Source organism: Halomonas sp. LMYGS-3, assembly GCF_059509875.1.
On sequence record NZ_JCAKFQ010000008.1, the window covers coordinates 144,340 to 169,431 of the forward strand.

Consider the following 25,092-nt stretch of genomic DNA (forward strand, 5'->3'; position numbering starts at 1 on the left):
ATGCATATCATCACGGCCGACCAGGTGGCCGCCTCGCTGCCCTGGGAGGCGCTGGTCGAGCGCCTGGCGACGACCTTCCGCGAGGGGGTGGAATCGCCGCCGCGCCATCATCATGCCATGCAGCGTCCCGATGGCGAGGCCACCATGCTGCTGATGCCGGCCTGGGAGCGGGCCGGCTATATCGGGGTGAAGATGGTCAACGTCTTTCCCCAGAACGCCGACCACGGCATCCCCGCCATCTCGGGCGTCTATCTGCTCAGCGAGGGCGCTCACGGGCGTCCCCTGGCCTGCCTCGACGGCAGTGAGCTGACCCGGCGGCGCACCGCGGCGGCCTCGGCGCTGGCCGCCCGCGAACTGGCCCGGGAGGATGCCGCGACCCTGCTGGTCGTCGGGACCGGCAAGCTGGCGCCCATGGTGATCGAGGCCCACGCCGCGGTGCGCCCGATCCGGCGCGTGCGCATCTGGGGGCGCCATGCCGAGAAGGCCGAGCGGCTGGCCGCCGACTACGCCGAGCGCTTCGACAGCGCGGCGGTGAGCGATCTCGGGGCCGCCGCCCGCGAGGCGGACCTGATCAGCTGCGTGACGCTCTCCAGCGAGCCGCTGATCCTCGGCGACTGGCTCGCCCCCGGCACGCACCTCGACCTGATCGGCGCCTTCCGGCCGACCATGCGCGAGACCGACGCCGAGTGCCTGCGCCGCGGCGAGGTGTTCGTCGACACCTACGCCGGAGCCAAGGGCGAGGCGGGCGATATCCTGCAGGCCATCGACGAGGGCGCCTTCGCCTTCGACGACATCCGCGCCGAGCTCGCCGAGCTGTTGCGGGGCGAGCGCCCGGGGCGCTCGTCGCCCGAGGCGATCACGCTGTTCAAGTCGGTGGGCGCCTCGCTCGAGGACCTGGCCGCCGCCATCGAGGTGTGGGAGCAGCAAGAGGCCCGCCCATGACGGCGGGCCGCACCGGAGCGCCGGCCGCCGGGTTCTTCTGGCACGAGCGCTGCTTCTGGCACGATCCGGGGGCCATCGGCGTCTTCTCGGCGCCGGGGGAGTTCCTCCAGCCCCAGTCGGCCTCGGAGAGCCCCGAGAGCAAGCGCCGCTTGAAGAACCTGCTCGAGGTCTCGGGGCTGATCGACGAGCTCGAGGTGTACAAACCGGCGCCCGCTTCGCGCCGGGATCTCGAGCGTTTCCACACGCCGCGCTATCTCGATGCCCTCGAGGCCGGCGATCGGGGGCGTGGTGGCGACGGGGGCGACGGCGCCCCCTATACGCCGGGCAGCCTGGCGGCGGCACGGCACTCGGCGGGGCTCGCCATCGCTGCGGTGGAGGCGGTGGCGACCGGCGAACTGACCAGCGCCTACGCGCTGTGTCGGCCGCCAGGGCACCACGCCGAGGCCGACCGCGGGCGCGGCTTCTGCCTGTTGGGCAACATCCCGGTGGCGGTGATGCGTGCCCGGGCGTTGAACCAGGTCGGGCGGGTGGCGATTTTCGACTGGGACGTGCATCACGGCAACGGCCAGCAAGCGGCCTTCTACGACGACCCCGAGGTGTTCACGGTGTCGATCCATCAGGCCGGCAATTACCCGCTGGAGACCGGCTTCTTCGACGAGCGGGGCGCGGGGGCGGGCGAGGGCGCCAACCTCAACCTGCCGCTGCCCCCCGGCTGCGGCATCGGCGCCTATGACTACGCCATGACCGAACTGGTGCTGCCGGCGATCGAGGCCTTCGCCCCGGAGCTGATCGTGGTCGCCTGCGGCTATGATGCCTGTGCCAAGGACCCCCTGGGCAAGATGCTCCTCAACAGCGGCGCCTTCGCCAGCATGACCCGGCAGGTCATGACGCTGGCCGATCGCCTCTGCCTGGGTCGGCTGGTGCTGGTCCACGAGGGCGGCTACTCGGAGGGCTATGTGCCGCTGTGCGGCCATGCGGTGATCCAGGCGCTGGCCGAAAGCCGGATCGAGGTGCCCGACCCACAGAACGACGAGATCGCCGCCTGGGCGTACCAGGCGCTGCAGCCCCACCAGCGCGAGCTGATCGATGGCTGGCGCGATGCCTTCATGAGGAGACGACCATGACGCCCCTCTACGACCGTGACGGCTGGTTGTGGCACGACGGCGAGTGGTTGCCGTGGCGCGATGCCCGCACCCACCTGCTGACCCATACCCTGCACTATGGCATGGGGTGCTTCGAGGGGGTGCGCGCCTATGGCGGTGAGCGGGGCACCCACCTGTTTCGGGTGGCCGAGCATACCCGGCGCCTGCTCGATAGCGCCCATGCCCTGGATATACCGTTATCTTTCAGTGCCGCCGAACTGATCGAGGCCCAGCGGCTGTGCCTGGAGAGGAATGACCTGCGCAATGCCTACCTCAAGCCGACGGTTTACCTCGGCGCCGAGGGCCTGGGGTTGCGGGCTCGGGGGCTGACCGTGCACGTGATGATCGCCGCCTGGGACCTGGGCGACTACATCTCGCCGCAGGCCGCCTCGATCGGCCTGCGGGCACTGACTTCGTCCTGGTCGCGACACCACGTCAATATCAGCCTGTGCCGGGCCAAGACCAATGGCCACTATGTCAACTCCATGCTGGCCCTGAACACGGCGGTGAAGGCGGGGTTCGACGAGGCGCTGATGCTCGACCCCGAGGGCTACGTGGCCGAGGCCTCGGCGGCCAATGTCTTCCTGCTGCGCGACGGCGTGCTGCATACGCCGGAAATCACCTCCTGCCTGCAGGGCATCACCCGCGACAGCGTGATCCGCCTGGCCCGGGAGGGGCTGGGACTCGAGGTGCGCGAGCGACGCATCACCCGCGACGAGCTCTACACCGCCGACGAGGCCTTCGTCACCGGCACCGCGGCGGAGATCCTGCCGCTGCGCGAGCTGGATGGGCGTCACGTCGGGGCCCGGGCCGGGGCGCCGACGCCGGACCGCCCCATCGACGAGGACTCGGTGACGGCACGGCTCCAGCACCTCTACCGGCGGGTGACCCGCGCCGACCTGGGCGACGACCTCCAGCCCTTCGCCGCCTGGCTGACGCCCGCCTGATGGGGAGCGGTCCTGCATTGATCGAGCCGCCACCCGCGGCGTGGTAGCCTCACGCTATCCGGGGCGGAAGGACGACGATGATCATTGCATTCATGGATGGCGTGCTGCGCCTGGCGTTGCTGCTCTGTACCGCCTGGGGAGCGCTGGCACTGGGCCATCGGCTGCCGCTGCCGGCGGCCGGCCGGAGGCTGGCGGTCGTGGGCTGGGTGGTCGCGGGCGGAATCTGGCTGGTGTTGGCCTGGCAGGGGGCGAGGATGGCTCCGCTGGCCGGGATGTTCGTGCAGATGGCCGCGCTGCTCGCCTGGTGGCGTAGCCTGCGCCCGGCGAAGGACCTCGACTGGGCCGAGGACGTGGCCCACCTGGCCACCGGGGAGGTCGACGGCAACCGGCTGACGCTGCACCATGTCCGCCATTTTGCCTGGCAGACCCGCGACGAGGCGGTGACCGTCTGGGAGGCCCAGCATTATGACCTGGACCGGCTGGCGTCGGTGGATCTCTTCGTCTCGAGCTGGGGCCGCCCGGGTATCGCCCATGTGCTGATCAGTTTCGGCTTCCGTGGCGCGGACGATGCGATCGACGACTTCGTGGCCTTCTCGGTGGAGGTGCGTCGCGAGCGGCACGAGCGCTTCTCGGAGATCGGCGGCTTCTTCAAGCAGTACGAGCTGGCCATCATCGCCGCCGACGAGCGCGATGCGGTGCGCCTGCGCAGCAACGTGCGCAACGAGCGGGTCACCCTCTACCATGTCACGCTCTCGCCCGAGGACCGTCGCGAGCTGTTGCTGGCCTTCGTCAAGGTCGCCAACCGGCTGGAGCATGAGCCGCGCTACTATCACACCATCACCGCCAACTGCACCACCCTGGTGTTCGCCATGATGCGGCGCATCATCGAGGGGTTGCCCATGGACCACCGCCTGCTGCTGACCGGGCTGCTCCCCGGCTATGTCTTCGACCATGGCGGGTTCGTCGAGGGCTACACCCTGGCCGAACTCGGCCGGCTCGGAGACATCACCGAGCGGGCCCGCCAAGCGCATGCCGACGAGGCGTTCTCGTACCGCATCCGCCAGGGTGTGCCGGGCTGGGAGTCGTTCGGTCCTCCTGAATGAAAACGCCACGACGGTGAGCGTCGTGGCGGCAGGCGTCTCCTCCCTGGGCATCGTCCCGATGCCTCGTTCCCCGGCCTCCAGCCCGGGGCCTCCCTCGGGGGCTTCCTGCCCCGTCGCATCCCTGGCGTGCAGTCGGCAGTGTCCCTTGCCTCTCCCGTCCGCGGGCAGCTCCTTTATCGCCCGAAAAGGTGACAGAACGGTCACCGGCGCATGACATCCTGATGACACGCCGCATCCATCAGGTGGCTCCCGATGTCGGCCTCGCCCTGCCGACGCGGCGGCATGGCGTCTGGGGACACCGCGGGGGTGACCCCTCAGGACTCATCTTCCGGCAGGTGGCGCTCCAGCGAGCCGAGCAGGCCGCGCAGCAGCGACAGTTCGCGGCGCGAGGGCTGGGCGCGGGCGAACAGCGCCTGCAAGTGGGCCTCGGTGCGGGCATGGGGCTGGGTGAGAAAGCCGCTCGCCTGCATCACGCGGCTCAGGTGGTCGTGGAAGTGGCCGAGCTGTTCCCGGGACGGCTGTCGCTCCCCGCTCGGGCGGGCCGTCCGGAAATCGCTGTCGGGGCGACGACGCCAGGCCTTGAACACTTCGTAGGCGAGGACCTGCACCGCCTGGGAGAGGTTGAGGATGCCGTAATCGGGGTTGGCGGGAATGCTCACCTGATGGCTGCAGCAGCGGATCTCGTCGTTGGTCAGGCCGAAGCGCTCGCGCCCGAACACCAGCGCCACCGGGTCGTCCCCGGCATGGGCCACCAGCTCAGCGGCCATCGCATCGGGTTCGTCGTAGTGGGGCAGCGGCAGGCTGCGCAGCCGCGCGCTGGCGCCCACCACCTGGACGCAGTCGGCCACGGCCTCGGCGAGCGAGGCCACCACCCGGGCGCCGTCGACCAGGTCCTCGGCGCCGGCGGCCAGGCGCGAGGCCTCGGGATCGGGGAACCGGCGCGGGTTGACCAGCACCAGGTCGGTCAGGCCCATGGTCTTCATGGCCCGCGCCGAGGCGCCGATATTGCCGGGGTGGAAGGTCTGGACGAGGACGATGCGGATCTTCAATAGCATGGGGTCAAGACGGAAGAGAGAAGAGTGAAGGGCGGCGCTTGGCGCCTGGCAATGGATAGTCTACCCGCAAACCCGATCGGGCACTCCGAATCATTGTACTTGCCGCCTGGGGGGTGGCGACCAACAATGGTAATGACTCCCCGACTTGTGTCTACAAGTGGATGAACGACTTCATCTCGATCCTTCCCCTGGCGGCGCCACTCGATCGCGATGGTCTGCGGCGCTTGGCGATCCATGCCTGCCTGGCGCTCCACCGCGTGCGCTGGCGGCGCTGTTACCTGGCGGCCGACGGGCAGCGCATGCTGTGCTGGTACCAGGCCCGGGACGCCGAGTCCGTACGCCTGGTGCTGCGCCAGCAGGGGGCAGTTGGCACCCCGGTCTGGCCGGCGGAGGTGATGGGCGAGCTGGCAGCAGCGGCGCCCAGCGGCACCAACGATCGCGTCCTGGTGGAGCTCGCTCTCGAAAGACTCGCCCCGAACGACATCGCGTCGACGACGGGCCGGCTCCTCGACGCCCTGGAAAAGGCCGGGGCAGAAGTCACCCGCACCTTCCTGTCCCGACAGTCCGGCCGGCTGATCGGCCTGGTGGCGGGGCTGAGCGCCCATGCCGTGGCCGATTCCCTGGACGCCGCGGGCCTCGTGCCGACCCGCCTCTGGGCATGCACCGAGCATGATCCGGAACCGCCCAGGCTCTTTGCCTCACAGTTCGCCTCCGAGGAGTCCCATCGCGGCACGGTGGCGCAGGACGGCCACCGGCCCGGGTCTCGCCCGGAGCTCCTCGACCTGGATGCGGTTATCATCGGTGCCGGCCTCGGGGGCATCTGTGCGTTGGAGCGACTCAGCCGGATGGGGCTGCGGGCACGGGTCTATGAGAGCGGCAGCGAGGTGGGCGGCGTCTGGCATTGGAACCGCTATCCGGGGGCGCGGGTCGATTCGGAGATCCATACCTACGGTTTCTCGTTCTCCGATGCCCTGGTGCGGGACTGGGATTGGCAGGAGTTCTTCCCGGCCCAACCGGAGATTTCCCGTTATTTTCGCCACGTGGTCGACCGCTTCGGTCTGCGCCGGCACATCCGGCTCGGCACGCCCGTGCTCGCCGCAACGTTTGACGAGGGTGAGGCGCTCTGGCGGGTCGAGACCGGCACCGGGGAGCGCGTGGCCGCGCGCTACCTGATCGCGGCAACGGGGAACTTGTCGATACCACAACTCCCCGACTATCCGGGAATGGATGAGTTTCAAGGGCAGAGCTTTCATACCGCGAGATGGCCGGATGGCGTCGAATTGCGCGGCAAACGCGTCGGGGTCATCGGCACCGGGGCCTCGGGGGTGCAGGTGATCCAGACCATCGCCCCCGAGGTGGCCCAGCTCAGCGTGTTCCAGCGCACTCCCACCTACTGTATCCCCCAGCGCAATCGGCCGATGACGGAGGCCGACCGCGCGACGATCCGCCGTGACTGGGCGCAGATCCTGGCGACCTGCCGCGAGTCTTACAGCGGGTTCATTCACACCTTCGATCCCCGCTCCGGGCTGGCGGTCTCCGAGGCCGAGCGGGAGGCCAAGTTCGAGGCGCTCTGGCAGCAGGCGGGCTTCGCCTTCTGGTTCGGCAACTTTGCCGACCTGATGATGAACTTCGAAGTCAATGAACATGCCTGCGACTTTTTGCGCCGCAAGATCCGCGAGCGCGTCCGCGATCCCGAGACGGCGCGGCGGCTGCTGCCCGATCATCCCTTCGGTACCAAGCGCGTGCCCCTGGAAAGCGGCTATTACGAAACCTACAACCGCGGCAACGTCGCGCTGGTGGACCTGCGAGAGACGCCGATCGAGCGGATCACGCCGGCCGGCATCCGCACCTCACGGGGAGAGCACCCGCTCGATGTCATCGTCTACGCCACCGGCTTCGACGCCGGTACCGGCCCGTTGAGCCGGATCCTTATCCGCGGTACCCGCAGCCTGTCGCTGGCCGAGAAGTGGCGGGAGGGGCCGAAGACCTTCCTCGGCCTGCTCGTCAGTGGCTTCCCCAACCTGTTCATCGTCAACGGCCCGCACAATGCCGCGTCACTCTGCAATGCGGGGCGCTGCATCGAGCAGAACGTCGACTGGATCGCGCGCTGCATCGAGCGGATGCGGAGCCAGGGGGCGACGTGCGTCGTGCCGAACCCGGCCGCCGAGGAGGAGTGGACCCGGCATGTCCTCGACGTGGCCGAGGCGTCCGTGCTGGCGGCGATGAAGGATTCCTGGTTCTTCGGCGCGCCGGGCAAGCCGCGCGTTGTCACCATCTACGCCGCCGGGCCAGGCAAGTACCGAATGCACTGCGAGGCGGTGGCCAGTGCCGGCTTCGCGGGGCTGGAGCTGTCTTGATCGCCGATCGAACTGCACAAAAAAACCCCGCCGGTCTCCCGGCGGGGTCTGTCTCAGGCGAGGCCTGGGGCAGGGGCTGGCTTACATCATGCCGCCCATGCCGCCCATGCCACCCATGCCGCCCATGTCCGGCGCGGAGTCCTTCTCGTCCGGGTCCTCGGCGATCATGGCTTCGGTGGTGATCATCAGGCCAGCCACGGAACCGGCGGACTGCAGGGCAGTACGGGTCACCTTGGCCGGGTCCAGCACACCCATCTCGAACAGGTCGCCGAACTCGCCGGTCTGGGCGTTGTAGCCGTAGTTGCCTTCGCCGTCCTTGACCTTGTTGAGGATCACGGAGGCTTCCTCACCGGCGTTGGTCACGATCTGGCGCAGCGGAGCCTCCAGGGCACGCACGGCGATGACGATACCGTGGTTCTGGTCCTCGTTGTCGCCCTTGGTTTCGGCCACCTTGCCCAGGATGCGCACCAGGGCGGTACCACCACCGGGCACCACGCCTTCCTCGACGGCGGCGCGGGTGGAGTGCAGGGCGTCCTCGACGCGCGCCTTCTTCTCCTTCATCTCCACTTCGGTGGCGGCACCGACGCGGATCACGGCCACACCGCCGGCCAGCTTGGCGACGCGCTCCTGGAGCTTCTCGCGATCGTAGTCGGAGGAGGTCTCCTCGATCTGGGCGCGGATCTGGTTGACGCGGGCCTCGATGTCGCCCTCGTCACCGGCACCGTCGATGATGGTGGTGTTCTCCTTGGACATGGTCACGCGCTTGGCGGTGCCCAGGTGGTCCAGGGTAGCCTGCTCGAGGGTCAGGCCGACCTCTTCGGAGATCACGGTGCCGCTGGTCAGGATGGCGATATCCTGGAGCATGGCCTTGCGACGGTCACCGAAGCCGGGCGCCTTGGCGGCGGCGACCTTGACGATGCCGCGCATGGTGTTGACCACCAGGGTGGCCAGGGCCTCGCCCTCGATGTCCTCGGCGATGATCGCCAGCGGCTTGCCCGCCTTGGCGACGGCTTCCAGCACCGGCAGCAGCTCGCGGATGTTGGAGATCTTCTTGTCGACCAGCAGGAGGTAGGGGTCTTCCAGCTCGACCTGCATGGTGTCCTGGTTGGTCACGAAGTAGGGTGACAGGTAGCCACGGTCGAACTGCATGCCTTCCACGACTTCCAGCTCGTCTTCCAGGCCGCGGCCTTCGTCGACGGTGATCACGCCTTCCTTGCCGACCTTCTCCATGGCATCGGCGATGATCTCGCCGATGCGGGCGTCGCCGTTGGCGGAGATGGTGCCGACCTGGGCGATGGCCTTGGAGTCGGTGCAGGGCACGGAGAGGTCACGGATCGCCTGGACGGCGGTGGTCACGGCCTTGTCGATGCCGCGCTTGAGGTCCATCGGGTTCATGCCCGCGGTCACGCCCTTCATGCCCTCGGTGATGATGGCCTGGGCCAGCACGGTGGCGGTGGTGGTGCCGTCGCCGGCGTCATCGGAGGTCTTGGAGGCGACTTCCTTGACCATCTGGGCGCCCATGTTCTCGAACCTGTCCTTCAGTTCGATCTCCTTGGCGACGGAGACGCCATCCTTGGTGACAGTCGGGGCACCGAAGGACTTCTCGAGGACCACGTTGCGACCCTTCGGGCCCAGGGTGGCCTTGACGGCGTTGGCCAGCAAGTCGACCCCACGGGCCATGCGCTTGCGGGCATCATCGGAGAACTTGACTTGTTTCGCTGCCATTTTTCGTGTCTTCCTGTGAGTTCGTGAACGTCTTGGGATTCGAAATGAGTGCGGTGGCGGCTTAGCCTTCGACGACGGCGAGGATGTCGGACTCGCTCATGATCAGGACTTCTTCGCCATCGATCTTCTGCTTCTCGACGCCGAAGCCTTCCTTGAAGATCACGGTGTCACCGACCTTGACGTCCAGGGGACGCACATCGCCGCTGTCGAGAATCCGGCCATTACCGACGGCGAGGACTTCGCCACGTGTCGGTTTTTCCTGGGCGTTGCCCGGAAGCACGATGCCGCCAGCGGTTTTCTGTTCTTCTTCCACGCGACGGATGACGACGCGATCGTGCAAGGGACGGATGTTCATTGCTCACGTTCTCCTGAGGTTTGCTGTGCCATGACGTCACTGCCATGGCGGTTCATCATCACCCTCGTGGACGGGCCGCGAGGGGGAGGCGATGGATCGCCTTCCTTGTCGATGGCGCGGGGCTGACCCTACGCCGAAGCCTGTTGCTGTGCGAGAAGTGGGGGCTGGGGAGGGGCTTTCAAGGGCGCCGAAGAAAAAAAATTCACGCCCGGCTCCTGCTCAGCGGCGCCGCTCGTCACGGCTGATGAAGTCACCCTCCAGCGGCGCCTCGTGGGAGCCGCGACGAGAAGATTCCTGCTCTTGCCGGGAGGCGTCCCCACCGCGCCCGGCCCGCTGCCAGTCGGTATCGGCACCCTGGCCCGGGGAGTGCCCGGCGGCATTGACGTGCACGCCTTCGGTCTTCAAGACCCCGACGCGCAGGCCGAGCCCGGCCAACGCCTTGCCTAGCAGGCGGCGGGCATCCGGCACCAGGCAGATGAAGCCCAGGGTGTCGGAGAGGAAGCCCGGTGCCATCAGCAGGGCACCACCGAAGATCAACGCGGCACCGGTGAGCAGTTCGCCGGAGGGCACCTCGCCACGGGCCAGGCGCTCCTGGGCGCGGGCGAAGGTCGCGACACCCTCGCGACGTATCAGGTGCAGGCCGATGAAACCGGTGGCCAGCACCAGGGCCAGGGTCGTCAGCAGGCCGATCTGGCTGCCGACGGAGAACAGGATGACGAAATCGAGCAGGGCGAAGAGAGTGAAGGCGAGCAGAAAAGGCATGACGGCTCCGCGGATGACAGTTGCGAAGAGGATGGGGGCGGTGGGGGAAAAATCAAGCGGCGGAGGGGCGAGCGGCAGACACTTCATCGAAAGAGGGATGTCCAGCCTTCACGGGGTCGGCGTCGAGTCGCGCGGTTTCGTGGTCAACGTGGCCGATGAGGCGTTGTCGGTGAGGGCGGGCCATCGGTGACCCGCCCGGCGTTCCGGCAGGGTCAGAACTCCACCTGATCCCGCAGCCCCTCGACGGTGTTCTCGCCGATGCCGGCGACGTTCACCAGGTCGTCGGCGCTCTCGAAGGCGCCGTTCGCCTCGCGGTACTCGATGATGGCTTCCGCCCGGCTGGGGCCGACCCCCGGGAGCTCGGTGAGCAGCTCGACGTCGGCGGTGTTGACGTTGATGGGGGCCACCTCCTGGGCCAGTACCGCCATGGGGGGCAGGCCCAGCAGCAGCCCCAGCAGCATCGCGGCGACAATCCCTCTGGTCCATTGCGTCATGTTGATTCTCCCTTCGGTTCCTTGGTTTGGTCGACACCCCGCGGGTGCCTCTTCAAGCTAGTGCGCGCTGCCCGTCGGCGGGGTCGGCCATCGTCGCCAATCGTTGTCGGAAAGTTGCCACGGTACTTGCAGGCGATCGCCGACATCGTCTGTCGGCCAGGGCTGATATACTGGGCGGCACCTCTTGCTTCCCTTAACCTCTTCCACCAGCCCTGGAGACCGGCCCGTGTCCACCGATTCGCCGCTGATCATCGCCCTCGACTATGCCTCCCTCGATGCCGCCCTGTGCATGGCAGATCGCCTGGACCCCGCGCGTTGTCGGGTCAAGGTGGGCAAGGAGTTGTTCACCCGCAGCGGCCCCGATGTTGTGGAAGCGCTGCACGGGCGCGGATTCGAGGTGTTCCTGGACCTCAAGTTTCATGACATCCCCAATACCGTGGCCGGTGCCGTGCAGGCCGCCGCCGAGCAGGGGGCCTGGATGGTCAATGTCCATGCCGGCGGCGGGCGGCGCATGATGGAGGCCGCCCGGGAGCGGCTCGACCGGCATGGCCTGGCGACCCACCTGATCGCGGTAACGGTGCTGACCAGCATGGAGGCCGGGGACCTGGCCGAGGTGGGGGTCGCGGCGAGTCCCGCCGAGCAGGTCGAGCGCCTGGCGGTGCTGGCCCGCGACAGCGGCATGGCCGGCGTGGTCTGCTCGGCCCGGGAGTCGGCGCGGCTGCGTACGCTGTGCGGCGACGACTTCCTCAAGGTGACGCCGGGCATCCGCCCGAGCTTCGCGGCCGCCGGCGATCAGCGGCGCATCATGTCCCCGAGCGCGGCCATGGCGGCCGGCAGCACCCATCTGGTGGTGGGACGGCCGGTGACCCAGGCGGACGATCCCATGGCGGCGCTGGCCGCCATCGAGGCGGAGCTGGCCGGGGAGTGAGCGCTGCTACTCGCCCTCGATGCCGGTGATCGGCTTGGTGGTGCCCCAGCTGCGACAGCTGGGGCACTGCCAGTGCAACTGCTCGCCGGCGAAGCCGCAGCGTCGGCAGCGGTGCCGGGGGAGGGCCTTGAGCAGGGTATGCGTATGGCGCTTGAGCAGCAGGATGCGCTCGGCGGGTTCGCCCTGGCCGTCATGCCGGTAGAGGTCCATCAGGTAGTCCACCGCCCCCAGGCTCGGCTCCCGGTTGAGTTGCTCGCCGACCAGGTCGATGGCGGCCTGCAGGCCCTCGCGCTGGCGAAGCGTCTCGGCGAGCAGGATGATCACGCTGGTGTAGGGGGCGCGTTCGAGCAGGCCTTCGAGGCATTGGATCAGGCCCGCTTCGTCGTCGAGCAGGCGATAGGCCCGACTCACGGGCTCGAGGATGGTGGGGGCGAAGGCCGGATCCTGGTCGGGGATACGCCTCAGGATACGGATCTCCTGCTTGTAGTGGCCGGTATCGTGCTCCATTCCGGCCAGCAGCAGGTTGGCACGCACGCAGCGCTCGTCGATCGCCAGCGCCTGGCGCAGGTGGCGCCGGGCCAGCGCCGGGCTGGAGGAGTGCCGCTCCTGCTCGGCCAGCTCGCAGAGCCAGTGGGCGGCGGCCCGGCGGATGTCGTCGTGCTGGCGCACCAGCTGGGGCAGGGCCACGTCCAGCGCCGCCTTCCATTCTCCCTCACGCTCCAGCAGGTCGACCAGCAGCCGCTTGGCCGACTGGCGGATCTCCTCGTCCTGGGTGTCGCGCACCAGGCCGTGAAGCAACCGCTCGGCGCGGTCGAGCAGGCCCAGCTTGAGGAAGTCGCGTGACAGCTCGAGCTGCACCCGGTCGCCCTGGACGGCGGTGAGGGTCGGGCGGGCGAGCAGGTTCTGGTGGATCTTCACCGCGCGGTCGGCTTCGCCACGGCTGCGGAACAGGTTGCCGAGGGTGATGTGGGTCTCGATGGTTTCGCTGTTGACCTCCAGGGCAGCCACGAAGGTCTCGATGGCCCGGTCCTGCTGGTCATTGAGCAGATAGTTGAGGCCCACGAAATAATCCCGCGCGAGGGACGTCGACGGCGCGGGATCGTGGGAGTTTCTGCGTTCGCGGCGGCCTAGCCACCAACCGATGGCCACCGCTGCCAACAACAGGGCCAGCAGCAGAACATCGGGCATTTAGGGGAGTTCCTTCATCTCCTGGATGCGCAGGCGGTCGAGCTCCTTGCGCTGCTGCTGGTTGTGGCGCTGGGCGCGGGTCAGCAGGGTGCGCAGGCGCAGGTAGACGCCACTCATGGCCAGCATGCCCAGCAGCACGCCGCAGGCCAGGGCGGCCAGCAACCATACCGACAGCGAGGCGGCGGGAAGCTCGATCCAGATCAGGTTGAGCGGGAGCGCCTGCTGGTTGTTGACGGCGAACAGGATGCCGACCAGCAGCACCGCCAGCAGGATGATGGCCAGGATCAGGCCTTTGAGCCAACGCATGGGTTCGTCCCCTGTGATGTATGTCGGTATGGCATCGTATGTCGGTATGGTATGGAAAGTCGAAGCGTGGAATCCGGTGGGGAGGCGCTCAGTAGCCGAGGGCGCGGCTGGCGTCGACCTGCTCGCGCAGCTCCTTGCCGGGCTTGAAGTGTGGCACGAACTTGCCGCTCAATGCGACCGGTTCGCCGGTCTTGGGATTGCGGCCGACGCGGGGCTCGCGGTAGTGCAGCGAGAAGCTGCCGAAGCCCCGGATCTCCACGCGCCCCCCCTCGGCCAGGGTGTCGGTGATATCGTCGAGGATCAGCCGCACCGCCGCTTCGACTTCCTTGATCGACAGCTCGGGCTGCCGCATCGCAATCTGCTCGATCAACTCTGACTTGGTCATCGGCTCTACTCCATGCGTTCGTGCCTGGGGGCCTTTCTGTTCCCGGCGTCGTTGTTTTTTCAAAGCATACTGTGCAAGTCGTGAAAAAACAACGAACTACGACTATAGAGGGCTGGAGGGGCCTGGCGCGGGGCGGTGCATGCTGCCGTGCCGAGGGGCCTCGGGTATACTGGCGCCACATTCATCCGCACTGTCGAGGTCGACGTTGAGCGAACAATCGTCCACGGACGCAGCCCTGCGCAAGCGACTCTACTGGCATTCCCGCCGTGGCATGTGGGAGCTGGACCTGCTGTTGATTCCCTTCCTCGAGCAGCGCTATGACGCCCTCGATGAGGCGGATCAGGCCGCCTACCGGTCGCTGATCGACGAGGAGGACCAGGATCTCTTCGCCTGGTTGATGCGCCGCGAGTGGCCGGAGGAGCCGGTGCGCCGGCGTATCGTGCAGATGATCGTCGAGCATGCCGAACACCCCGATAGTGCTGCGCATCGTCCCGTCTAGGCTGGGCCTGGTCGCCCAACTGCTGCCGGCCCTGGCTGCGATGGGGCTGGTGGTGGGGTACTCGCCGGCCTGGGTCGCCTCGCTCGCCATCGTGTCCCTGACCGGTGTGCTGGTCCTGGCGGCGCGCCGCCGGGCGAGGGGGGAGCTTCGCGGGTCGCCGCGGGACGGCGGGGAGGCGAGCTGGTGCTGGCGAGAGCGCGCCACGGCGGCCTGGCGGCCGGTCGCCCTGCGGTGCGACTACCTGGGGCCCTGGTTGATCGGCCTGCGGCTCGACGGTCGTCGGTTCTGGCTCTGGCCCGACAGCAGCGATCCCGCCTCGCTGCGCGCACTCCGGCGCGAACTGGTCGCCCTGCCCTGACGCCCCGTCTCGAGTGCCGGATGGGGCGCGCCTTGCCCCTCGGTTGCGCCATCACGCCCCGTCGAGATCGCTCCAGCGGATTCTCGAGGGCTGCGGCGCGGGGTCGGCATGGAGCGGGCAATCGGGGTTGTAGTGCAGGCCGCGGGACTCACGGCGCGCCCGGGCACAGGTCACGGTGAGTCGTGCCAGGCGCAGCGCATGCCACAGGCTCGCCAGCTCGGTGTCCGCCGCCGCTCGGCGTACTCGCGGCGCCAAGTCGGCGTGGAGGCGAGCCAGCTCGTCGGCGACCTCGGCGAGGCCGGCATCGTGGCGCACGATCGCAACCCTGGCGCTCATCGCGCCACGCATCCGCTCGAACGCCTCGGCGATCGTCTCGGCGTCCAGCCGTTCGCTGCCCTGGGGCCCGGGCCGCAGGGGGGCCGTCGAGATCGGGGCGGCCCGTTGCAGCCGTCGGGCGCAGCCGCGGGCGAATACCAGGCACTCCAGCAACGAGTTGCTGGCCATGCGGTTGGCCCCGTGCAGGCCGGTGCAGGCGACCTCGCCGATGGCGTACAGGCGCGGCACCGTGGTGGCGCCGTTGAGGTCGGTGGCGACCCCGCCGCAGCTGTAGTGGGCGGCCGGTACCACCGGGATCGGCGCGCGGGCGATATCGAGCCCGCGGTTCGCGCAATGGGCATGGATGGTGGGGAAGTGGTGGCGGATCGCGGCCTCGCCCAGGTGGCGGATATCGAGGAGGACGTGGTCGCTGCCGGTGTGCTGCATCTCGGCGTCGATGGCCCGGGCGACGATGTCGCGTGGCGCCAGTTCGGCGCGCGGATCGAGCGCCGGCATGAAGCGCTCGCCCGCGACGTTGAGCAACAGGCCGCCTTCGCCGCGTACCGCCTCGCTGATCAGGAAGGGCGGGCCGTCCGGGTCGTAGAGGCAGGTCGGGTGAAACTGCTGGAACTCCAGGTTCATCAGCTCGGCGCCGAGCTCGGCGGCCATCATCATGCCCTCGCCGCTGGCGGGGCGGGGGCTGGTGGTGTGGCGGTAGAGCCCGCTGGCGCCGCCGGTGGCGAGCACGGTGTCCTCGGCCAGCAGGTCGTGCCGCTGCCCCCGGGCGTCGAGGCAGCGGACTCCCCGGCAGTGGCCGGCGGTGTCGCCGATCAGCTCGAGGGCGGTGAGGTCGTCGCGCAGGGTGATGGCCGGGTGTGACAGGGCGTGGCCCATCAGGGTGTCGACCACGGCGCGGCCGGTGGCGTCGTCGGCGTGGATGATGCGCCGGGCCCCGTGCCCGCCTTCGCGAGTCAGGTGGTAGGGGTAGGTCGCCTCGGGGCTGGGGTCGGGGGTGAAGGGCACGCCCAGCGACAGCAGCCACTCGATGGCCGCCGGGCCCTGTTCCACGGTGAAGCGCACGGCGCGCTCGTCGCACAGGCCGTCGCCGGCCACCAGGGTGTCGGCGACGTGGGCGTCGAAATCGTCCAGCGGCGAGAGCACGGCGGCGATGCCGCCCTGGGCCCAGCGACTGGCGCCCTGGTCGTCGCTGGCCGGGCGCAGCAGGGTAACCCGGCGCCGGTCGGCGATCTCCAGGGCCAGGACCAGGCCGGCGACGCCACCGCCGATGATCAGTACGTCATGCTTGCCGTCGGTCATCTCGCTTTCCTTTGTCGAGCAGGGCGGGTCCCTTGGCGCTGCCGACGCGGTGCGAGGCACCGCGCCGCCGCTTGCTGGGTAGCCGGTCCAGGCTGCCCAGCTCCCGGGCCAGCTGATGCTGCTCATCGCGCAGCCCGGTCATGGCATCGATACGATCATGTCCGGCGCGGGTCGTCCAGTGGGTCTCGAGCAGCAGCGCGATGGTCGAGCGCATGCGGCGCTGCGGGGAGATGATGTTGGCGCCGATCACCGGCGGCACGTGCGGCTTTCGCCGGTGCCGAGAGTTGACATGGGGGTCGCGCAAACGCGGCAGGCTCATGGGGCGATGTCCCGTCCGTAGGCTGGAAGCGGAAGGATCCAGATTCAAGGTCAGGTCAGTAGGCTGGTGCCCGGAGCCGGGCTCGAACCGGCACGGTGTTGCCACCGAGGGATTTTAAATCCCTTGCGTCTACCAATTTCGCCATCCGGGCGGCACGGTGTCGAGCGAGAAGATCGGGGGAAAGTGGAGGCTGGAGTCGGAATCGAACCGGCGTACACGGAGTTGCAGTCCGCTGCATAACCACTCTGCCATCCAGCCTCATCGAGCCGTTCCCTGTCGAGAAGCTTCGACGGAGAGAATGGAGCGGGAAACGAGATTCGAACTCGCGACCCTCGCCTTGGCAAGGCGATGCTCTACCACTGAGCTATTCCCGCTCGACTCGAGAGCGAATTATACGGATAAGTCGGTGACTGTCAAACGCTTTTCGCGGTCGCCGACTACATCGACCGGCTCAGGTGAGGCCAGGCGGCGCGCAGGTAGAGGGCCATCGACCAGAAGGTCAGGATGGCGGCCACGTAGAGGGTGGCGACGCCGAGATCGGCCAGCAGCGAGCCGGGAGGAAAGGCCAGCAGCATCAGCAGGGAGGTCATCTGCAGGCCGGTCTTGACCTTGCCGATCCACGACACGGCGACCTGGCCGCGTTTGCCCATCTCGGCCATCCACTCGCGCAGTGCGGAGATGACGATCTCGCGGCCGATGATCACCAGCGCCGGCAGGGTCAGCCAGATCGCCTCGTAGCGCTCGATCAGCAGGGCCAGGGCCACCGCCACCATCAGCTTGTCGGCCACCGGATCGAGAAAGGCACCGAAGGGGGTCGACTGGTCCCAGCGGCGGGCGAGGTAACCATCGAGCCAGTCGGTGACCGAGGCCAGGGCGAAGAGGGCCGCCGCCAGCGGCATGCTCCAGGCGAAGGGCAGGTAGAACAGCAGCACCAGCAGCGGGATGAAGAGAATACGAGCCAGGGTCAGAAGGTTGGGTATGTTCATCGCGTGATGCAGTCCTTGCCGGGGAGGGGGAGGGGCCAAGAGGCTCCTCATTCTATCCAGCTTGGGCGCCGTCATCCATGCAGGGCACGATGAATCGCCTCGGCGAGGGTGGCGCTGATGCCCGGGACCCGGGCCAGCTCCTCGCGGCTCGCCTGCTTCACGCCCTGCAGGCCGCCGAAGAAGCGCAGCAGTTCGCGCCGGCGGCGTGGCCCCACCCCGGGAATCTCCTGCAGGGTCGAGGTGCGACGGGCCTTGTCGCGCCGCGCTCGATGACCGGCGATGGCGAAGCGGTGCGACTCGTCGCGGATGTGCTGGATCAGGTGCAGGGCGGGGGAGGCGCCGTCGAGGTCGAGGGTGCGGTCGACGGTCTCGATGAACAGCGTCTCGAGGCCCGCCTTGCGGGTGGTGCCCTTGGCCACCCCGAGCAGCATCACGCCCTCCACGCCGAGCTCGGCGAATACCTCGCGCGCCATGTTGAGCTGGCCCTTGCCGCCGTCGACGATCAGCACGTCCGGGCGTGCGCCCTCGCCCTCCTTGAGCCGCCGGAAGCGACGAGTCAGGGCCTGGCGCATGGCGGCGTAGTCGTCGCCGGCGGCCACGCCCTCGATGTTGAAACGGCGGTAGTCGGACTTGCGCGGCCCATTCTCGTCGAACACCACGCAGGAGGCCACCGTCGCCTCGCCGTGGCTGTGGCTGATGTCATAGCACTCCAGGCGGCGCGGCGCCGTCTCGAGACGCAGGGCCGCGCGCAGTGCCTCGAAGCGATGCGACAGCTGGGCCTGGCCGGCGAGCTGGCTGGCCAGCTGCTGCTCGGCATTGGTCCTGGCGAGTTCCCGCCACTGGGCGCGATGGCCGCGTACCTGATCGGTAAGGCGGATGCGGCGACCGGCGCGTTCGCTCAGCGCCCGGGCGATCAGGTCGGCATCCGGCACCCGGTGGCTGGTGATCACCTCCTGGGGGATCTCGCGAGCCTGGCCGAGGTAGAACTGGCTGACGAAATCGCCGAGCAGGGCCTCGGGGCCCAGGTCGAGCCCATTGGCCGGCGCGTGGTGGCGGGCGCCGAGCAGCCGCCCCTGGCGGACCGTCAACACCGAGATGCACAGCGCCCCGGGGCGGCTCGCCAGGGCGAACACATCGGCGTCGCCACCGCCGGTGTCGACGAACTGGCGCTGCTGGAGTTGGCGCAGGTGCTGGATCTGGTCGCGCAGCCGGGCCGCCTCCTCGAAGTCCAGGTCGCGGCTGGCGGCCTCCATGTCGCGGGTCAGTTCCCGGGTGACCTGCTCGCTCTTGCCCTCGAGGCACTGCACCGCATGCTCGAGATCGCGCCGATAGTCGGCTTCGCTGATGTAGCCCACGCAGGGCGCACTGCAGCGCTGGATCTGGTACTGCAGGCAGGGGCGGGTGCGGTGGGCGAAGACGCTGTCCTCGCAGTTGCGGATGCGGAAGATCTTCTGCATCAGCGACAGGCTCTCGCGCACGGCACCACTGCTGGGGTAGGGCCCCAGGTAGCGGCCATCGTCACGCCGGGTGCGGGCGCGCTTGTACTCCAGTGCCGGGAAGGGGTGGCGGTCGGTGACGAAGACGAAGGGGTAGGACTTGTCGTCGCGCAGCAGGATATTGTAGGGCGGGCGCAGCTCCTTGATCAGGGTCTGCTCGAGCAGCAGCGCTTCGGTCTCGCTGTTGGTCACCGTGACCTGGATGTCGGCGATGCGGCCGACCAGTGCCTGGGTCTTGGTGTTCAGCGCGCCGCGGAAGTAACTCGCCAGCCTCGCCTTGAGCCGCCGGGCCTTGCCCACGTAGAGGGTCTCGCCCTGGTCGTCGAGCATGCGGTAGACGCCGGGAGACTCGCTGACGGTATCGAGGAAGTGTCGGTGGTCGAAGCTCATGGACGAATGACAGGCCGGGACGACGGGACTGCCATCCTAGCAGATTGCGCGGGTTCCGGGCGCACTGCGTGGACGGGTCAATCGATGCTGGCGTAACCGTCCACCAGGCCGTGACGCAGTCCCAGGTGGGTCAGCTCCACGTCGGAGTGGACGCCGAGCTTCTCGAAGATCCGGTAGCGGTAGGTATTGACCGTCTTGGGGCTGAGGAAGAGCCGGTCGGAGATGTCGGCCACCTTCTGGCAGTTGACGATCATCATCGCCACCTGCAGCTCCCGCTGCGAGAGCTGGTCGAAGGGGTTCTCCTGGGCATCGATCCGCGACAGCACCAGGCGCTGTGCGATCTCGGGGCTGACGTAGCGCTGCCCGGCGAAGACGCTGCGGATGGCACCGACCATCTCGTCGTGCTGCGAGCCCTTGCTGATGAAGCCGTGGGCGCCGGCCTCCAGCAGTCGCTGGGCGAAGGTTTCCTCGAGGAAGGCGGTGAGTACCAGCACCCGGATGTCGTCCAGGCCGCGGGTGATCTTCCGAGTGGCCTCGAGGCCGCCGATACCGGGCATGCGGATGTCCATCAGCACGACGTCCGGGCGCAGGCTGCGTGCCTGGGCGATGGCATCCTCCCCGTCGACGGCTTCGCCGACCACGCTGATGTCCTCCTCGGCATTCAGCAGGTGGGCAATGCTGGTCCTTACCAGGTGGTGATCATCAGCAACGAGAACCCGGATCAAGGCAGCGACTCCTGAGCAAAATGGCGGATCATCGGCTAGGACGACGGGGTGACGTCCGCGATGGAGGCTAGAGTGACACAACTCGATCCTAAGTGGAATTGGCTCATGCTGGGAAGTATTCTCGTTTCTTGTTTCTTCCGGCCGGGGCTTGACCCGGCCTTCGGCCATGCGTAAGCTATGCCTCGTTCTCGCACGGCGAGACAGCGTGGGGCCTTAGCTCAGCTGGGAGAGCGCAACACTGGCAGTGTTGAGGTCAGCGGTTCGATCCCGCTAGGCTCCACCAACAAGTTTAGAAGAATCAGCCGCTTGAAGCATCGCTTCAGGCGGCTTTTTCGTATGCGGGTGCCGCACGGCCGAAGTCTCCGCGGGCTTCGGGGAGAGCGGGGTGCGAGAGAGATGGCGTGGCCCAGGTTGAAGAGCGGCGCCGTCGAGGGGATGACACGGAGGGCCGAAGCGGGTCAGGCGCAGTCGGCGGCGCCTTCGCCGAACATGTCGAACAGCAGCTCGCGGCCCAGGGCGGTGAGCACGAAGCGGTCGTGCTCGTTGTAGGCGGCGGCCTCGCTGCGCTCGAGGACGCGCTGGCAGGTGGTCCAGTCGCCGGAGGCGGCATGCAGTTCCCGCATCGCGTGGCGGTCGAGGCCGCGATGGGGAATCGTGACCGCTTCGAGGACGTGGCCGTGGTGGTAGAGCAGGGCGGCCATGTTCGACAGGCACTGGCGCAGGCTGCGCTGCATGCCGGCCGTGGCGAGGGTGTCGGGTGTCATGCGCTGCATCCCCTATCTATCTATGGCTAGCCATGGCTAGAGTGTGCTGCAGCGCACTATACCACGAAAGTCTAAGTGCGACCAAAGTCGCAGGCTATCCGGGCGGTGGGCCGTCTAGCCTTCCACGCGACCGAGCAGCAGGAACTCCAGCAGGGCCTTCTGGGCATGCAGTCGGTTGCCGGCCTCCTGCCAGACCACGGCACGGGGGTCGTCGAGCAGGGTCGCGCTGATCTCCTCGCCGCGGTGGGCCGGCAGGCAGTGCAGGAAGAGCACGTCGTGCCTGGCCAGGTCGAGCAGGGCCTCGGTGACCTGGAGGTCGGCGAAGGCCGCCTCGCGCTTGGCCTGCTCCTCTTCCTGCCCCATGGAGGCCCACACGTCGGTGGTCACCAGGTCGGCGCCGGCCACGGCCTCGCGCGGGTCGCGGAAGAGGGTGACGCGATCCCCGGCGGCCGCGAGAATGTCCTGGCGCGGTTCGTAGCCTTCCGGACAGCAGATGCGCAGCTGGAAGTCGAACTGGCGGGCGGCATTGATCCAGGAGTGACACATGTTGTTGCCGTCGCCGATCCACACCGCGGTGCGCCCCTTCACCCCGCCCCGCAGCTCGGTCCAGGTCGTGATGTCGGCGAGCAGCTGGCAGGGGTGGTAGTCGTCGGTCAGGGCATTGATCACCGGCACGCTGCTGGCGGCGGCGTACTCCTCGAGGCCGGTGTGGGAGAAGGTGCGGATCATCACCGCATCGACCATCTCCGACAGCACCCGGGCGGTATCGGCGATGGGCTCGCCGCGGCCGAGCTGGGTATCACGGGGCGACAGGAACAGCGCATGGCCGCCGAATTGCGCCATGGCGGTCTCGAAGGAGACCCGGGTGCGCGTCGACGACTTCTCGAAGATCATCGCCAGGGTGCGGTTGGCGAAGGGGGTGTAGGTCGGGCCGTGGGTCTTCAGGCCGTTCTTGATCGAGATGGCGCGTTGGATCAGGTAGCGCAGCTCTTCCGGGCTGAGGTCCAGCAGGGTCAGGAAGTGGCGGGTGGCCATGGGGTCGCTCCACGGGAAAAAACGACCATCCTAGCCAGCGCCGGGGGGATGCGCAATGCGCCCGGCATCAGTAGAATGGGGTCACCCTCAATGCCGACGACCGCACTCGGGTATTCCGGTGCGACGGTTCACCCTCCACTTCCAGACACCCACGTTTCAGATACCCAGGTTTTAGAAACTCAAGCTTCAGAAAGGACAGGCCCATGAGCACTACCGTCGAGAACATCCAGCGTCAGATCAGCGAGAACCCCATCCTGATCTACATGAAGGGCACCCCCCAGCTGCCCCAGTGCGGTTTCTCCGCCCAGACCGTCCAGGCCCTGATGGCCTGCGGCGAGCGCTTCGCCTTCGTCAACGTCCTGGACAACCCGGACATCCGCGCCGAGCTGCCCAAGGTGGCCAACTGGCCGACCTTCCCCCAGCTGTGGGTCGAGGGCGAGCTGGTCGGCGGCTGCGACATCGTGGTCGAGATGTACCAGAACGGCGAGCTCGAGAAGCTGGTCAAGGAGGCCGCTGCCCGCGCCGGAGCCAGCGAGGCCGGCCAGGGCGAATAACCCTCGCGCCTCGTACGCCAGAAGCCCCCGTCGGCCCCGCCGGCGGGGGCTTCTGCGTGTCGGCGTTCAGGCCTCGTCGGCACCCTGTTCGCGCTGGGCCAGGGCCCAGCCGCCCAGGTCCTTGTAGCGGTTGACCATGGTGCAGAACAGTTCGGCGGTGCGCTCGGTATCGTAACGGGCCGAGTGGGCGGCGTTGTTGTCGAACTCGATGCCGGCCGCGCGGCAGGAGCGGGCGAGTACCGTCTGGCCGTAGATCAGGCCGGCCAGCGAGGCGGTGTCGAAGCTCGAGAAGGGGTGGAAGGGGTTGCGCTTGATGCCGCAGCGGGCCACGGCGGCATTCAGGAAGCCGTGGTCGAAGGCGGCATTGTGCCCCACCAGCACCGCCCGGGTGCAGCCGTGGGCCTTGATCGCCTTGCGCACCGGACGGAAGATCTCGCCCAGCGCCTCGGCCTCGGTCAGCGCCACCTGCTGGCGCAGCGGGTCGTCGAGCTTGATGCCGGTGAAGTCCAGCGCCGACTGCTCCACGTTGGCCCCGGGGAAGGGCTTGACGTGAAAGGCGTAGGTGGCATCGGGTATCAGGTTGCCCTCCGGGTCCATGGTCAGGGTCACGGCGGCGATCTCCAGTATCGCATCGCGTTCGGCATTGAATCCGCCGGTTTCCAGGTCCACCACCACCGGCAGGAAGCTGCGGAATCGCTGCGCCATCAGTTCGCGGGCGATCGCCTCGCTCATGCACCTCTCCTTGCGTCTTTCCGACTCGTCACGATCATGCATCCTCACCGCAGAGCGCCATGTCGTCTCGGTCGGTGTCGAATCCGCGAAAGTCTAGCAGTTTGCCTCTGCCGAGTCCCGCGGCCGGTATTCGCTGGCGGGTTGCCGCGCTATAATCGGCGATTCATGGCGTGCGCCACCGTCATTACCCTTTCACTTGCTGCAGGAGCCCCTAAATGTCCGATGTCAAGAAGGTCGTTCTCGCCTATTCCGGCGGCCTGGACACATCCGTCATCGTCAAGTGGTTGCAGGAGACCTATGACTGTGAGGTCGTGACCTTCACCGCCGACATCGGTCAAGGCGAGGAAGTCGAGCCGGCGCGGGCCAAGGCCCAGGCGCTGGGGGTCAAGGAGATCTACATCGAGGACCTGCGCGAGGAGTTCGTGCGCGACTACGTCTACCCGATGTTCCGCGCCAATACCATCTACGAGGGCGAGTACCTGCTGGGTACCTCCATCGCCCGCCCGCTGATCGCCAGGCGCCTGATCGAGATCGCCAACCAGACCGGCGCCGACGCCATCTCCCACGGCGCCACCGGCAAGGGCAACGACCAGGTGCGCTTCGAGATGGGCGCCTACGCGCTCAAGCCCGGCGTCAAGGTGATCGCCCCGTGGCGCGAATGGGACCTCACCTCCCGCGAGAAGCTGATGGCCTACTGCCAGCAGCACGACATCCCGGTCGACTTCTCCTCGAGCAAGAAGAAGTCGCCGTACTCCATGGACGCCAACCTGCTGCACATCTCCTACGAGGGCGGCATCCTCGAGGATCCCTGGGCCGAGGCCGAGGAGGACATGTGGCGCTGGAGCGTCTCCCCGGAGACCGCCCCGGACACCCCGACCTACGTCGAGCTGACCTATGAGAAGGGCGACATCGTCGCCATCGACGGGGTCCCGATGCGCCCCCACGAGGTGCTCGAGAAGCTCAACCAGCTGGGCGGCGACAACGGCATCGGCCGTCTCGACATCGTCGAGAACCGCTACGTGGGCATGAAGTCCCGCGGCTGCTACGAGACCCCGGGGGGCACCATCATGCTGCGCGCCCACCGCGCCATCGAGTCGATCACCCTCGACCGTGAGGAGGCCCACCTCAAGGACGAGCTGATGCCCAAGTACGCCAAGGTGATCTACAACGGCTACTGGTGGAGCCCCGAGCGCCGCATGCTGCAGGCCGCCATCGACGAGACCCAGAAGAACGTCTCCGGCGTGGTGCGCATGAAGCTCTACAAGGGCAGCGCCACCGTCGTCGGCCGCAAGTCCGACCAGTCGCTGTTCGACGAGTCGATCGCCACCTTCGAGGACGATGCCGGCGCCTACGACCAGAAGGACGCCGAGGGCTTCATCAAGCTCAACGCCCTGCGCCTGCGCATCGCCGCCGGCAAGGGCCGCAAGCAGGACTGACCCCGGCCCTGCATGCCCTTCACGCGACGCCGGCCTGATGCCGGCGTTGTAGTGCTTGAGATTGCGTTCAGCGATCGATGCTTCGAGGAGAGCGATATGCTCAAGAAACTGTTTGCCGGCCTGTTCGGTGGCGGTGACGACAGGCCGAAGGGCGCCGCCAGTGCCGAGCCGGTGGAGTACAAGGGCTACCAGATCGTCTCGGAGCCCGCCGAGCAGGGCGGTCAGTACCGCGTCAGTGGCTGGATCCGCAGGCCCCGCTCCGGTGAAGGGCAAGGCGACGCGCCGCTCGAACACCGCTTCGAGCGCTCCGACATGGTGCCCAGCCGCGAGGCCTGCGACCAGCTGATGATCAGCAAGGCGCAGCGCTTCATCGACGAGGTGGGCGACGACATGTTCACACCTCGCTGATCCTCGTACCCGCCCCCGGCGGCCCCCGCGGGGTGCCGTCCCGACCGGAATGGCACCGTCCCCTTAACC

27 protein-coding genes and 4 tRNA genes are annotated in these 25,092 nt (G+C 68.0%); 12 read left to right on the forward strand and 19 right to left on the reverse strand.

Annotation, left to right across the window (positions count from 1 at the left end):
- The 4 genes from lhpI to AC5W54_RS10080 all read left to right on the forward strand — a co-directional run bounded on the left by lhpI (position 1) and on the right by AC5W54_RS10080 (position 4,134).
- Positions 1–942: a bifunctional Delta(1)-pyrroline-2-carboxylate/Delta(1)-piperideine-2-carboxylate reductase gene (gene lhpI, locus AC5W54_RS10065; RefSeq protein ID WP_495961948.1), complete on the forward strand. Its 942-nt coding sequence runs from the start codon at positions 1–3 to the stop codon at positions 940–942.
- A complete protein-coding gene (locus AC5W54_RS10070; protein ID WP_495961949.1) occupies positions 939–2,066 on the forward strand; it encodes a class II histone deacetylase in 1,128 nt (375 codons plus the stop codon). Before lhpI ends, AC5W54_RS10070 begins: the two co-directional genes overlap by 4 nt.
- Entirely contained in the window at positions 2,063–3,031 is a 969-nt protein-coding gene (locus AC5W54_RS10075) for a branched-chain amino acid transaminase (RefSeq protein WP_495961950.1), read from the forward strand. The genes AC5W54_RS10070 and AC5W54_RS10075 overlap by 4 nt, the downstream gene beginning before the upstream one ends.
- 77 nt (positions 3,032–3,108) lie before the next feature.
- Positions 3,109–4,134, forward strand: a complete 1,026-nt coding sequence (locus tag AC5W54_RS10080) for an Lnb N-terminal periplasmic domain-containing protein (RefSeq protein WP_495961951.1) — start codon at positions 3,109–3,111, stop codon at positions 4,132–4,134.
- Positions 4,135–4,448: 314 nt separating this feature from the next.
- Here the strand turns inward: AC5W54_RS10080 and AC5W54_RS10085 are convergent, their stop codons facing one another.
- Complete coding sequence (locus tag AC5W54_RS10085) at positions 4,449–5,189, reverse strand: RNA methyltransferase (RefSeq protein WP_495961952.1); 741 nt, start codon at positions 5,187–5,189, stop codon at positions 4,449–4,451.
- A 161-nt stretch (positions 5,190–5,350) separates the two neighbouring features.
- Between AC5W54_RS10085 and AC5W54_RS10090 the strand changes: the two genes are divergently transcribed.
- Complete coding sequence (locus tag AC5W54_RS10090) at positions 5,351–7,546, forward strand: NAD(P)-binding domain-containing protein (protein WP_495961953.1); 2,196 nt, start codon at positions 5,351–5,353, stop codon at positions 7,544–7,546.
- 81 nt (positions 7,547–7,627) lie between these two features.
- Here AC5W54_RS10090 and groL read toward each other — a convergent pair whose 3' ends face one another.
- From groL to AC5W54_RS10110, 4 genes are all read right to left on the reverse strand, one after another.
- Positions 7,628–9,271, reverse strand: coding sequence for a chaperonin GroEL (groL, locus tag AC5W54_RS10095; protein WP_495961954.1), 1,644 nt, complete (start codon positions 9,269–9,271; stop codon positions 7,628–7,630).
- A 61-nt stretch (positions 9,272–9,332) separates the two neighbouring features.
- Entirely contained in the window at positions 9,333–9,626 is a 294-nt protein-coding gene (locus AC5W54_RS10100) for a co-chaperone GroES (protein ID WP_040187202.1), read from the reverse strand.
- Positions 9,627–9,845: 219 nt separating this feature from the next.
- Positions 9,846–10,388, reverse strand: coding sequence for an FxsA family protein (locus tag AC5W54_RS10105; RefSeq protein WP_495961955.1), 543 nt, complete (start codon positions 10,386–10,388; stop codon positions 9,846–9,848).
- 212 nt (positions 10,389–10,600) lie between these two features.
- Positions 10,601–10,882, reverse strand: coding sequence for a ComEA family DNA-binding protein (locus tag AC5W54_RS10110; RefSeq protein ID WP_495961956.1), 282 nt, complete (start codon positions 10,880–10,882; stop codon positions 10,601–10,603).
- Positions 10,883–11,108: 226 nt separating this feature from the next.
- Here AC5W54_RS10110 and pyrF point away from each other — a divergent pair, with 226 nt between their 5' ends.
- A complete protein-coding gene (gene pyrF / locus AC5W54_RS10115) occupies positions 11,109–11,810 on the forward strand; it encodes an orotidine-5'-phosphate decarboxylase (RefSeq protein ID WP_495961957.1) in 702 nt (233 codons plus the stop codon).
- Positions 11,811–11,816: 6 nt separating this feature from the next.
- On the opposite strand, the gene lapB is transcribed toward pyrF, so the two are convergent.
- The 3 genes from lapB to AC5W54_RS10130 form a co-directional block, all read right to left on the reverse strand.
- Entirely contained in the window at positions 11,817–12,998 is a 1,182-nt protein-coding gene (gene lapB, locus AC5W54_RS10120) for a lipopolysaccharide assembly protein LapB (protein ID WP_495961958.1), read from the reverse strand.
- Positions 12,999–13,304, reverse strand: coding sequence for a lipopolysaccharide assembly protein LapA domain-containing protein (locus AC5W54_RS10125; protein ID WP_495961959.1), 306 nt, complete (start codon positions 13,302–13,304; stop codon positions 12,999–13,001). It lies immediately after the preceding gene.
- A gap of 88 nt (positions 13,305–13,392) precedes the next feature.
- Positions 13,393–13,752 (reverse strand): integration host factor subunit beta, encoded by a 360-nt coding sequence (locus tag AC5W54_RS10130; protein WP_495961960.1) that lies wholly within the window; start codon positions 13,750–13,752, stop codon positions 13,393–13,395.
- 142 nt (positions 13,753–13,894) lie between these two features.
- On the opposite strand from AC5W54_RS10130, the gene AC5W54_RS10135 reads away from it, so the two are divergent.
- On the forward strand, positions 13,895–14,188 hold the full coding sequence (locus tag AC5W54_RS10135; protein WP_495961961.1) for an FAD assembly factor SdhE: 294 nt from the start codon (positions 13,895–13,897) through the stop codon (positions 14,186–14,188).
- Positions 14,148–14,546, forward strand: a complete 399-nt coding sequence (locus AC5W54_RS10140) for a hypothetical protein (protein ID WP_495961962.1) — start codon at positions 14,148–14,150, stop codon at positions 14,544–14,546. Before AC5W54_RS10135 ends, AC5W54_RS10140 begins: the two co-directional genes overlap by 41 nt.
- A gap of 51 nt (positions 14,547–14,597) precedes the next feature.
- Here the strand turns inward: AC5W54_RS10140 and nadB are convergent, their stop codons facing one another.
- The 8 genes from nadB to uvrY form a co-directional block, all read right to left on the reverse strand.
- Positions 14,598–16,178 (reverse strand): L-aspartate oxidase, encoded by a 1,581-nt coding sequence (nadB, locus tag AC5W54_RS10145; protein WP_495961963.1) that lies wholly within the window; start codon positions 16,176–16,178, stop codon positions 14,598–14,600.
- Positions 16,159–16,497, reverse strand: coding sequence for a hypothetical protein (locus AC5W54_RS10150; protein ID WP_495961964.1), 339 nt, complete (start codon positions 16,495–16,497; stop codon positions 16,159–16,161). The genes nadB and AC5W54_RS10150 overlap by 20 nt, the downstream gene beginning before the upstream one ends.
- A gap of 64 nt (positions 16,498–16,561) precedes the next feature.
- A tRNA-Leu gene (locus AC5W54_RS10155) sits at positions 16,562–16,648 on the reverse strand.
- A 33-nt stretch (positions 16,649–16,681) separates the two neighbouring features.
- Positions 16,682–16,755 (reverse strand) — tRNA-Cys (locus AC5W54_RS10160).
- 41 nt (positions 16,756–16,796) lie between these two features.
- A tRNA-Gly gene (locus AC5W54_RS10165) sits at positions 16,797–16,871 on the reverse strand.
- A 63-nt stretch (positions 16,872–16,934) separates the two neighbouring features.
- Positions 16,935–17,483, reverse strand: a complete 549-nt coding sequence (gene pgsA, locus AC5W54_RS10170) for a CDP-diacylglycerol--glycerol-3-phosphate 3-phosphatidyltransferase (RefSeq protein WP_495961965.1) — start codon at positions 17,481–17,483, stop codon at positions 16,935–16,937.
- Between the two features lie 71 nt (positions 17,484–17,554).
- Positions 17,555–19,369, reverse strand: coding sequence for an excinuclease ABC subunit UvrC (gene uvrC / locus AC5W54_RS10175; protein WP_495961966.1), 1,815 nt, complete (start codon positions 19,367–19,369; stop codon positions 17,555–17,557).
- 77 nt (positions 19,370–19,446) lie between these two features.
- Complete coding sequence (gene uvrY / locus AC5W54_RS10180) at positions 19,447–20,094, reverse strand: UvrY/SirA/GacA family response regulator transcription factor (protein ID WP_495961967.1); 648 nt, start codon at positions 20,092–20,094, stop codon at positions 19,447–19,449.
- 207 nt (positions 20,095–20,301) lie between these two features.
- On the opposite strand from uvrY, the gene AC5W54_RS10185 reads away from it, so the two are divergent.
- Positions 20,302–20,377: transfer RNA gene (locus AC5W54_RS10185), tRNA-Ala, on the forward strand.
- 175 nt (positions 20,378–20,552) lie between these two features.
- Here AC5W54_RS10185 and AC5W54_RS10190 read toward each other — a convergent pair.
- Both AC5W54_RS10190 and argF read right to left on the reverse strand, forming a co-directional pair.
- Positions 20,553–20,858, reverse strand: a complete 306-nt coding sequence (locus AC5W54_RS10190; RefSeq protein ID WP_495961968.1) for a hypothetical protein — start codon at positions 20,856–20,858, stop codon at positions 20,553–20,555.
- 114 nt (positions 20,859–20,972) lie between these two features.
- A complete protein-coding gene (argF, locus tag AC5W54_RS10195) occupies positions 20,973–21,893 on the reverse strand; it encodes an ornithine carbamoyltransferase (RefSeq protein ID WP_495961969.1) in 921 nt (306 codons plus the stop codon).
- 203 nt (positions 21,894–22,096) lie between these two features.
- On the opposite strand from argF, the gene AC5W54_RS10200 reads away from it, so the two are divergent.
- Positions 22,097–22,447, forward strand: coding sequence for a Grx4 family monothiol glutaredoxin (locus tag AC5W54_RS10200; RefSeq protein WP_495961970.1), 351 nt, complete (start codon positions 22,097–22,099; stop codon positions 22,445–22,447).
- Between the two features lie 66 nt (positions 22,448–22,513).
- On the opposite strand, the gene rnt is transcribed toward AC5W54_RS10200, so the two are convergent.
- Positions 22,514–23,179 carry a ribonuclease T gene (gene rnt / locus AC5W54_RS10205; protein WP_495961971.1) on the reverse strand — a complete coding sequence of 222 codons (666 nt, stop codon included), beginning with the start codon at positions 23,177–23,179 and terminating at the stop codon, positions 22,514–22,516.
- 215 nt (positions 23,180–23,394) lie between these two features.
- Here rnt and AC5W54_RS10210 point away from each other — a divergent pair, with 215 nt between their 5' ends.
- The gene (locus tag AC5W54_RS10210; RefSeq protein WP_495961972.1) at positions 23,395–24,615 is read left to right on the forward strand and encodes an argininosuccinate synthase; all 1,221 of its coding nucleotides are present in this window, start codon (positions 23,395–23,397) and stop codon (positions 24,613–24,615) included.
- A gap of 96 nt (positions 24,616–24,711) precedes the next feature.
- The gene (locus AC5W54_RS10215; RefSeq protein WP_495961973.1) at positions 24,712–25,023 is read left to right on the forward strand and encodes an HlyU family transcriptional regulator; all 312 of its coding nucleotides are present in this window, start codon (positions 24,712–24,714) and stop codon (positions 25,021–25,023) included.
- Positions 25,024–25,092: the final 69 nt, after the last annotated feature.

Excerpts from the sequence above, each read along its gene's own strand:
- lhpI (WP_495961948.1), top strand. The coding sequence starts at position 1 with ATGCATATCATCACGGCCGACCAGGTGGCCGCCTCGCTGCCCTGGGAG.
- AC5W54_RS10070 (WP_495961949.1), top strand. The coding sequence starts at position 939 with ATGACGGCGGGCCGCACCGGAGCGCCGGCCGCCGGGTTCTTCTGGCAC.
- AC5W54_RS10075 (WP_495961950.1), top strand. The coding sequence starts at position 2,063 with ATGACGCCCCTCTACGACCGTGACGGCTGGTTGTGGCACGACGGCGAG.
- AC5W54_RS10080 (WP_495961951.1), top strand. The coding sequence starts at position 3,109 with ATGATCATTGCATTCATGGATGGCGTGCTGCGCCTGGCGTTGCTGCTC.
- AC5W54_RS10085 (WP_495961952.1), bottom strand. The coding sequence starts at position 5,189 with ATGCTATTGAAGATCCGCATCGTCCTCGTCCAGACCTTCCACCCCGGC.
- AC5W54_RS10090 (WP_495961953.1), top strand. The coding sequence starts at position 5,351 with ATGAACGACTTCATCTCGATCCTTCCCCTGGCGGCGCCACTCGATCGC.
- groL (WP_495961954.1), bottom strand. The coding sequence starts at position 9,271 with ATGGCAGCGAAACAAGTCAAGTTCTCCGATGATGCCCGCAAGCGCATG.
- AC5W54_RS10100 (WP_040187202.1), bottom strand. The coding sequence starts at position 9,626 with ATGAACATCCGTCCCTTGCACGATCGCGTCGTCATCCGTCGCGTGGAA.
- AC5W54_RS10105 (WP_495961955.1), bottom strand. The coding sequence starts at position 10,388 with ATGCCTTTTCTGCTCGCCTTCACTCTCTTCGCCCTGCTCGATTTCGTC.
- AC5W54_RS10110 (WP_495961956.1), bottom strand. The coding sequence starts at position 10,882 with ATGACGCAATGGACCAGAGGGATTGTCGCCGCGATGCTGCTGGGGCTG.
- lapB (WP_495961958.1), bottom strand. The coding sequence starts at position 12,998 with ATGCCCGATGTTCTGCTGCTGGCCCTGTTGTTGGCAGCGGTGGCCATC.
- AC5W54_RS10125 (WP_495961959.1), bottom strand. The coding sequence starts at position 13,304 with ATGCGTTGGCTCAAAGGCCTGATCCTGGCCATCATCCTGCTGGCGGTG.
- AC5W54_RS10140 (WP_495961962.1), top strand. The coding sequence starts at position 14,148 with ATGCCGAACACCCCGATAGTGCTGCGCATCGTCCCGTCTAGGCTGGGC.
- nadB (WP_495961963.1), bottom strand. The coding sequence starts at position 16,178 with ATGACCGACGGCAAGCATGACGTACTGATCATCGGCGGTGGCGTCGCC.
- AC5W54_RS10150 (WP_495961964.1), bottom strand. The coding sequence starts at position 16,497 with ATGAGCCTGCCGCGTTTGCGCGACCCCCATGTCAACTCTCGGCACCGG.
- pgsA (WP_495961965.1), bottom strand. The coding sequence starts at position 17,483 with ATGAACATACCCAACCTTCTGACCCTGGCTCGTATTCTCTTCATCCCG.
- uvrC (WP_495961966.1), bottom strand. The coding sequence starts at position 19,369 with ATGAGCTTCGACCACCGACACTTCCTCGATACCGTCAGCGAGTCTCCC.
- AC5W54_RS10190 (WP_495961968.1), bottom strand. The coding sequence starts at position 20,858 with ATGACACCCGACACCCTCGCCACGGCCGGCATGCAGCGCAGCCTGCGC.
- argF (WP_495961969.1), bottom strand. The coding sequence starts at position 21,893 with ATGGCCACCCGCCACTTCCTGACCCTGCTGGACCTCAGCCCGGAAGAG.
- AC5W54_RS10200 (WP_495961970.1), top strand. The coding sequence starts at position 22,097 with ATGAGCACTACCGTCGAGAACATCCAGCGTCAGATCAGCGAGAACCCC.
- rnt (WP_495961971.1), bottom strand. The coding sequence starts at position 23,179 with ATGAGCGAGGCGATCGCCCGCGAACTGATGGCGCAGCGATTCCGCAGC.
- AC5W54_RS10210 (WP_495961972.1), top strand. The coding sequence starts at position 23,395 with ATGTCCGATGTCAAGAAGGTCGTTCTCGCCTATTCCGGCGGCCTGGAC.
- AC5W54_RS10215 (WP_495961973.1), top strand. The coding sequence starts at position 24,712 with ATGCTCAAGAAACTGTTTGCCGGCCTGTTCGGTGGCGGTGACGACAGG.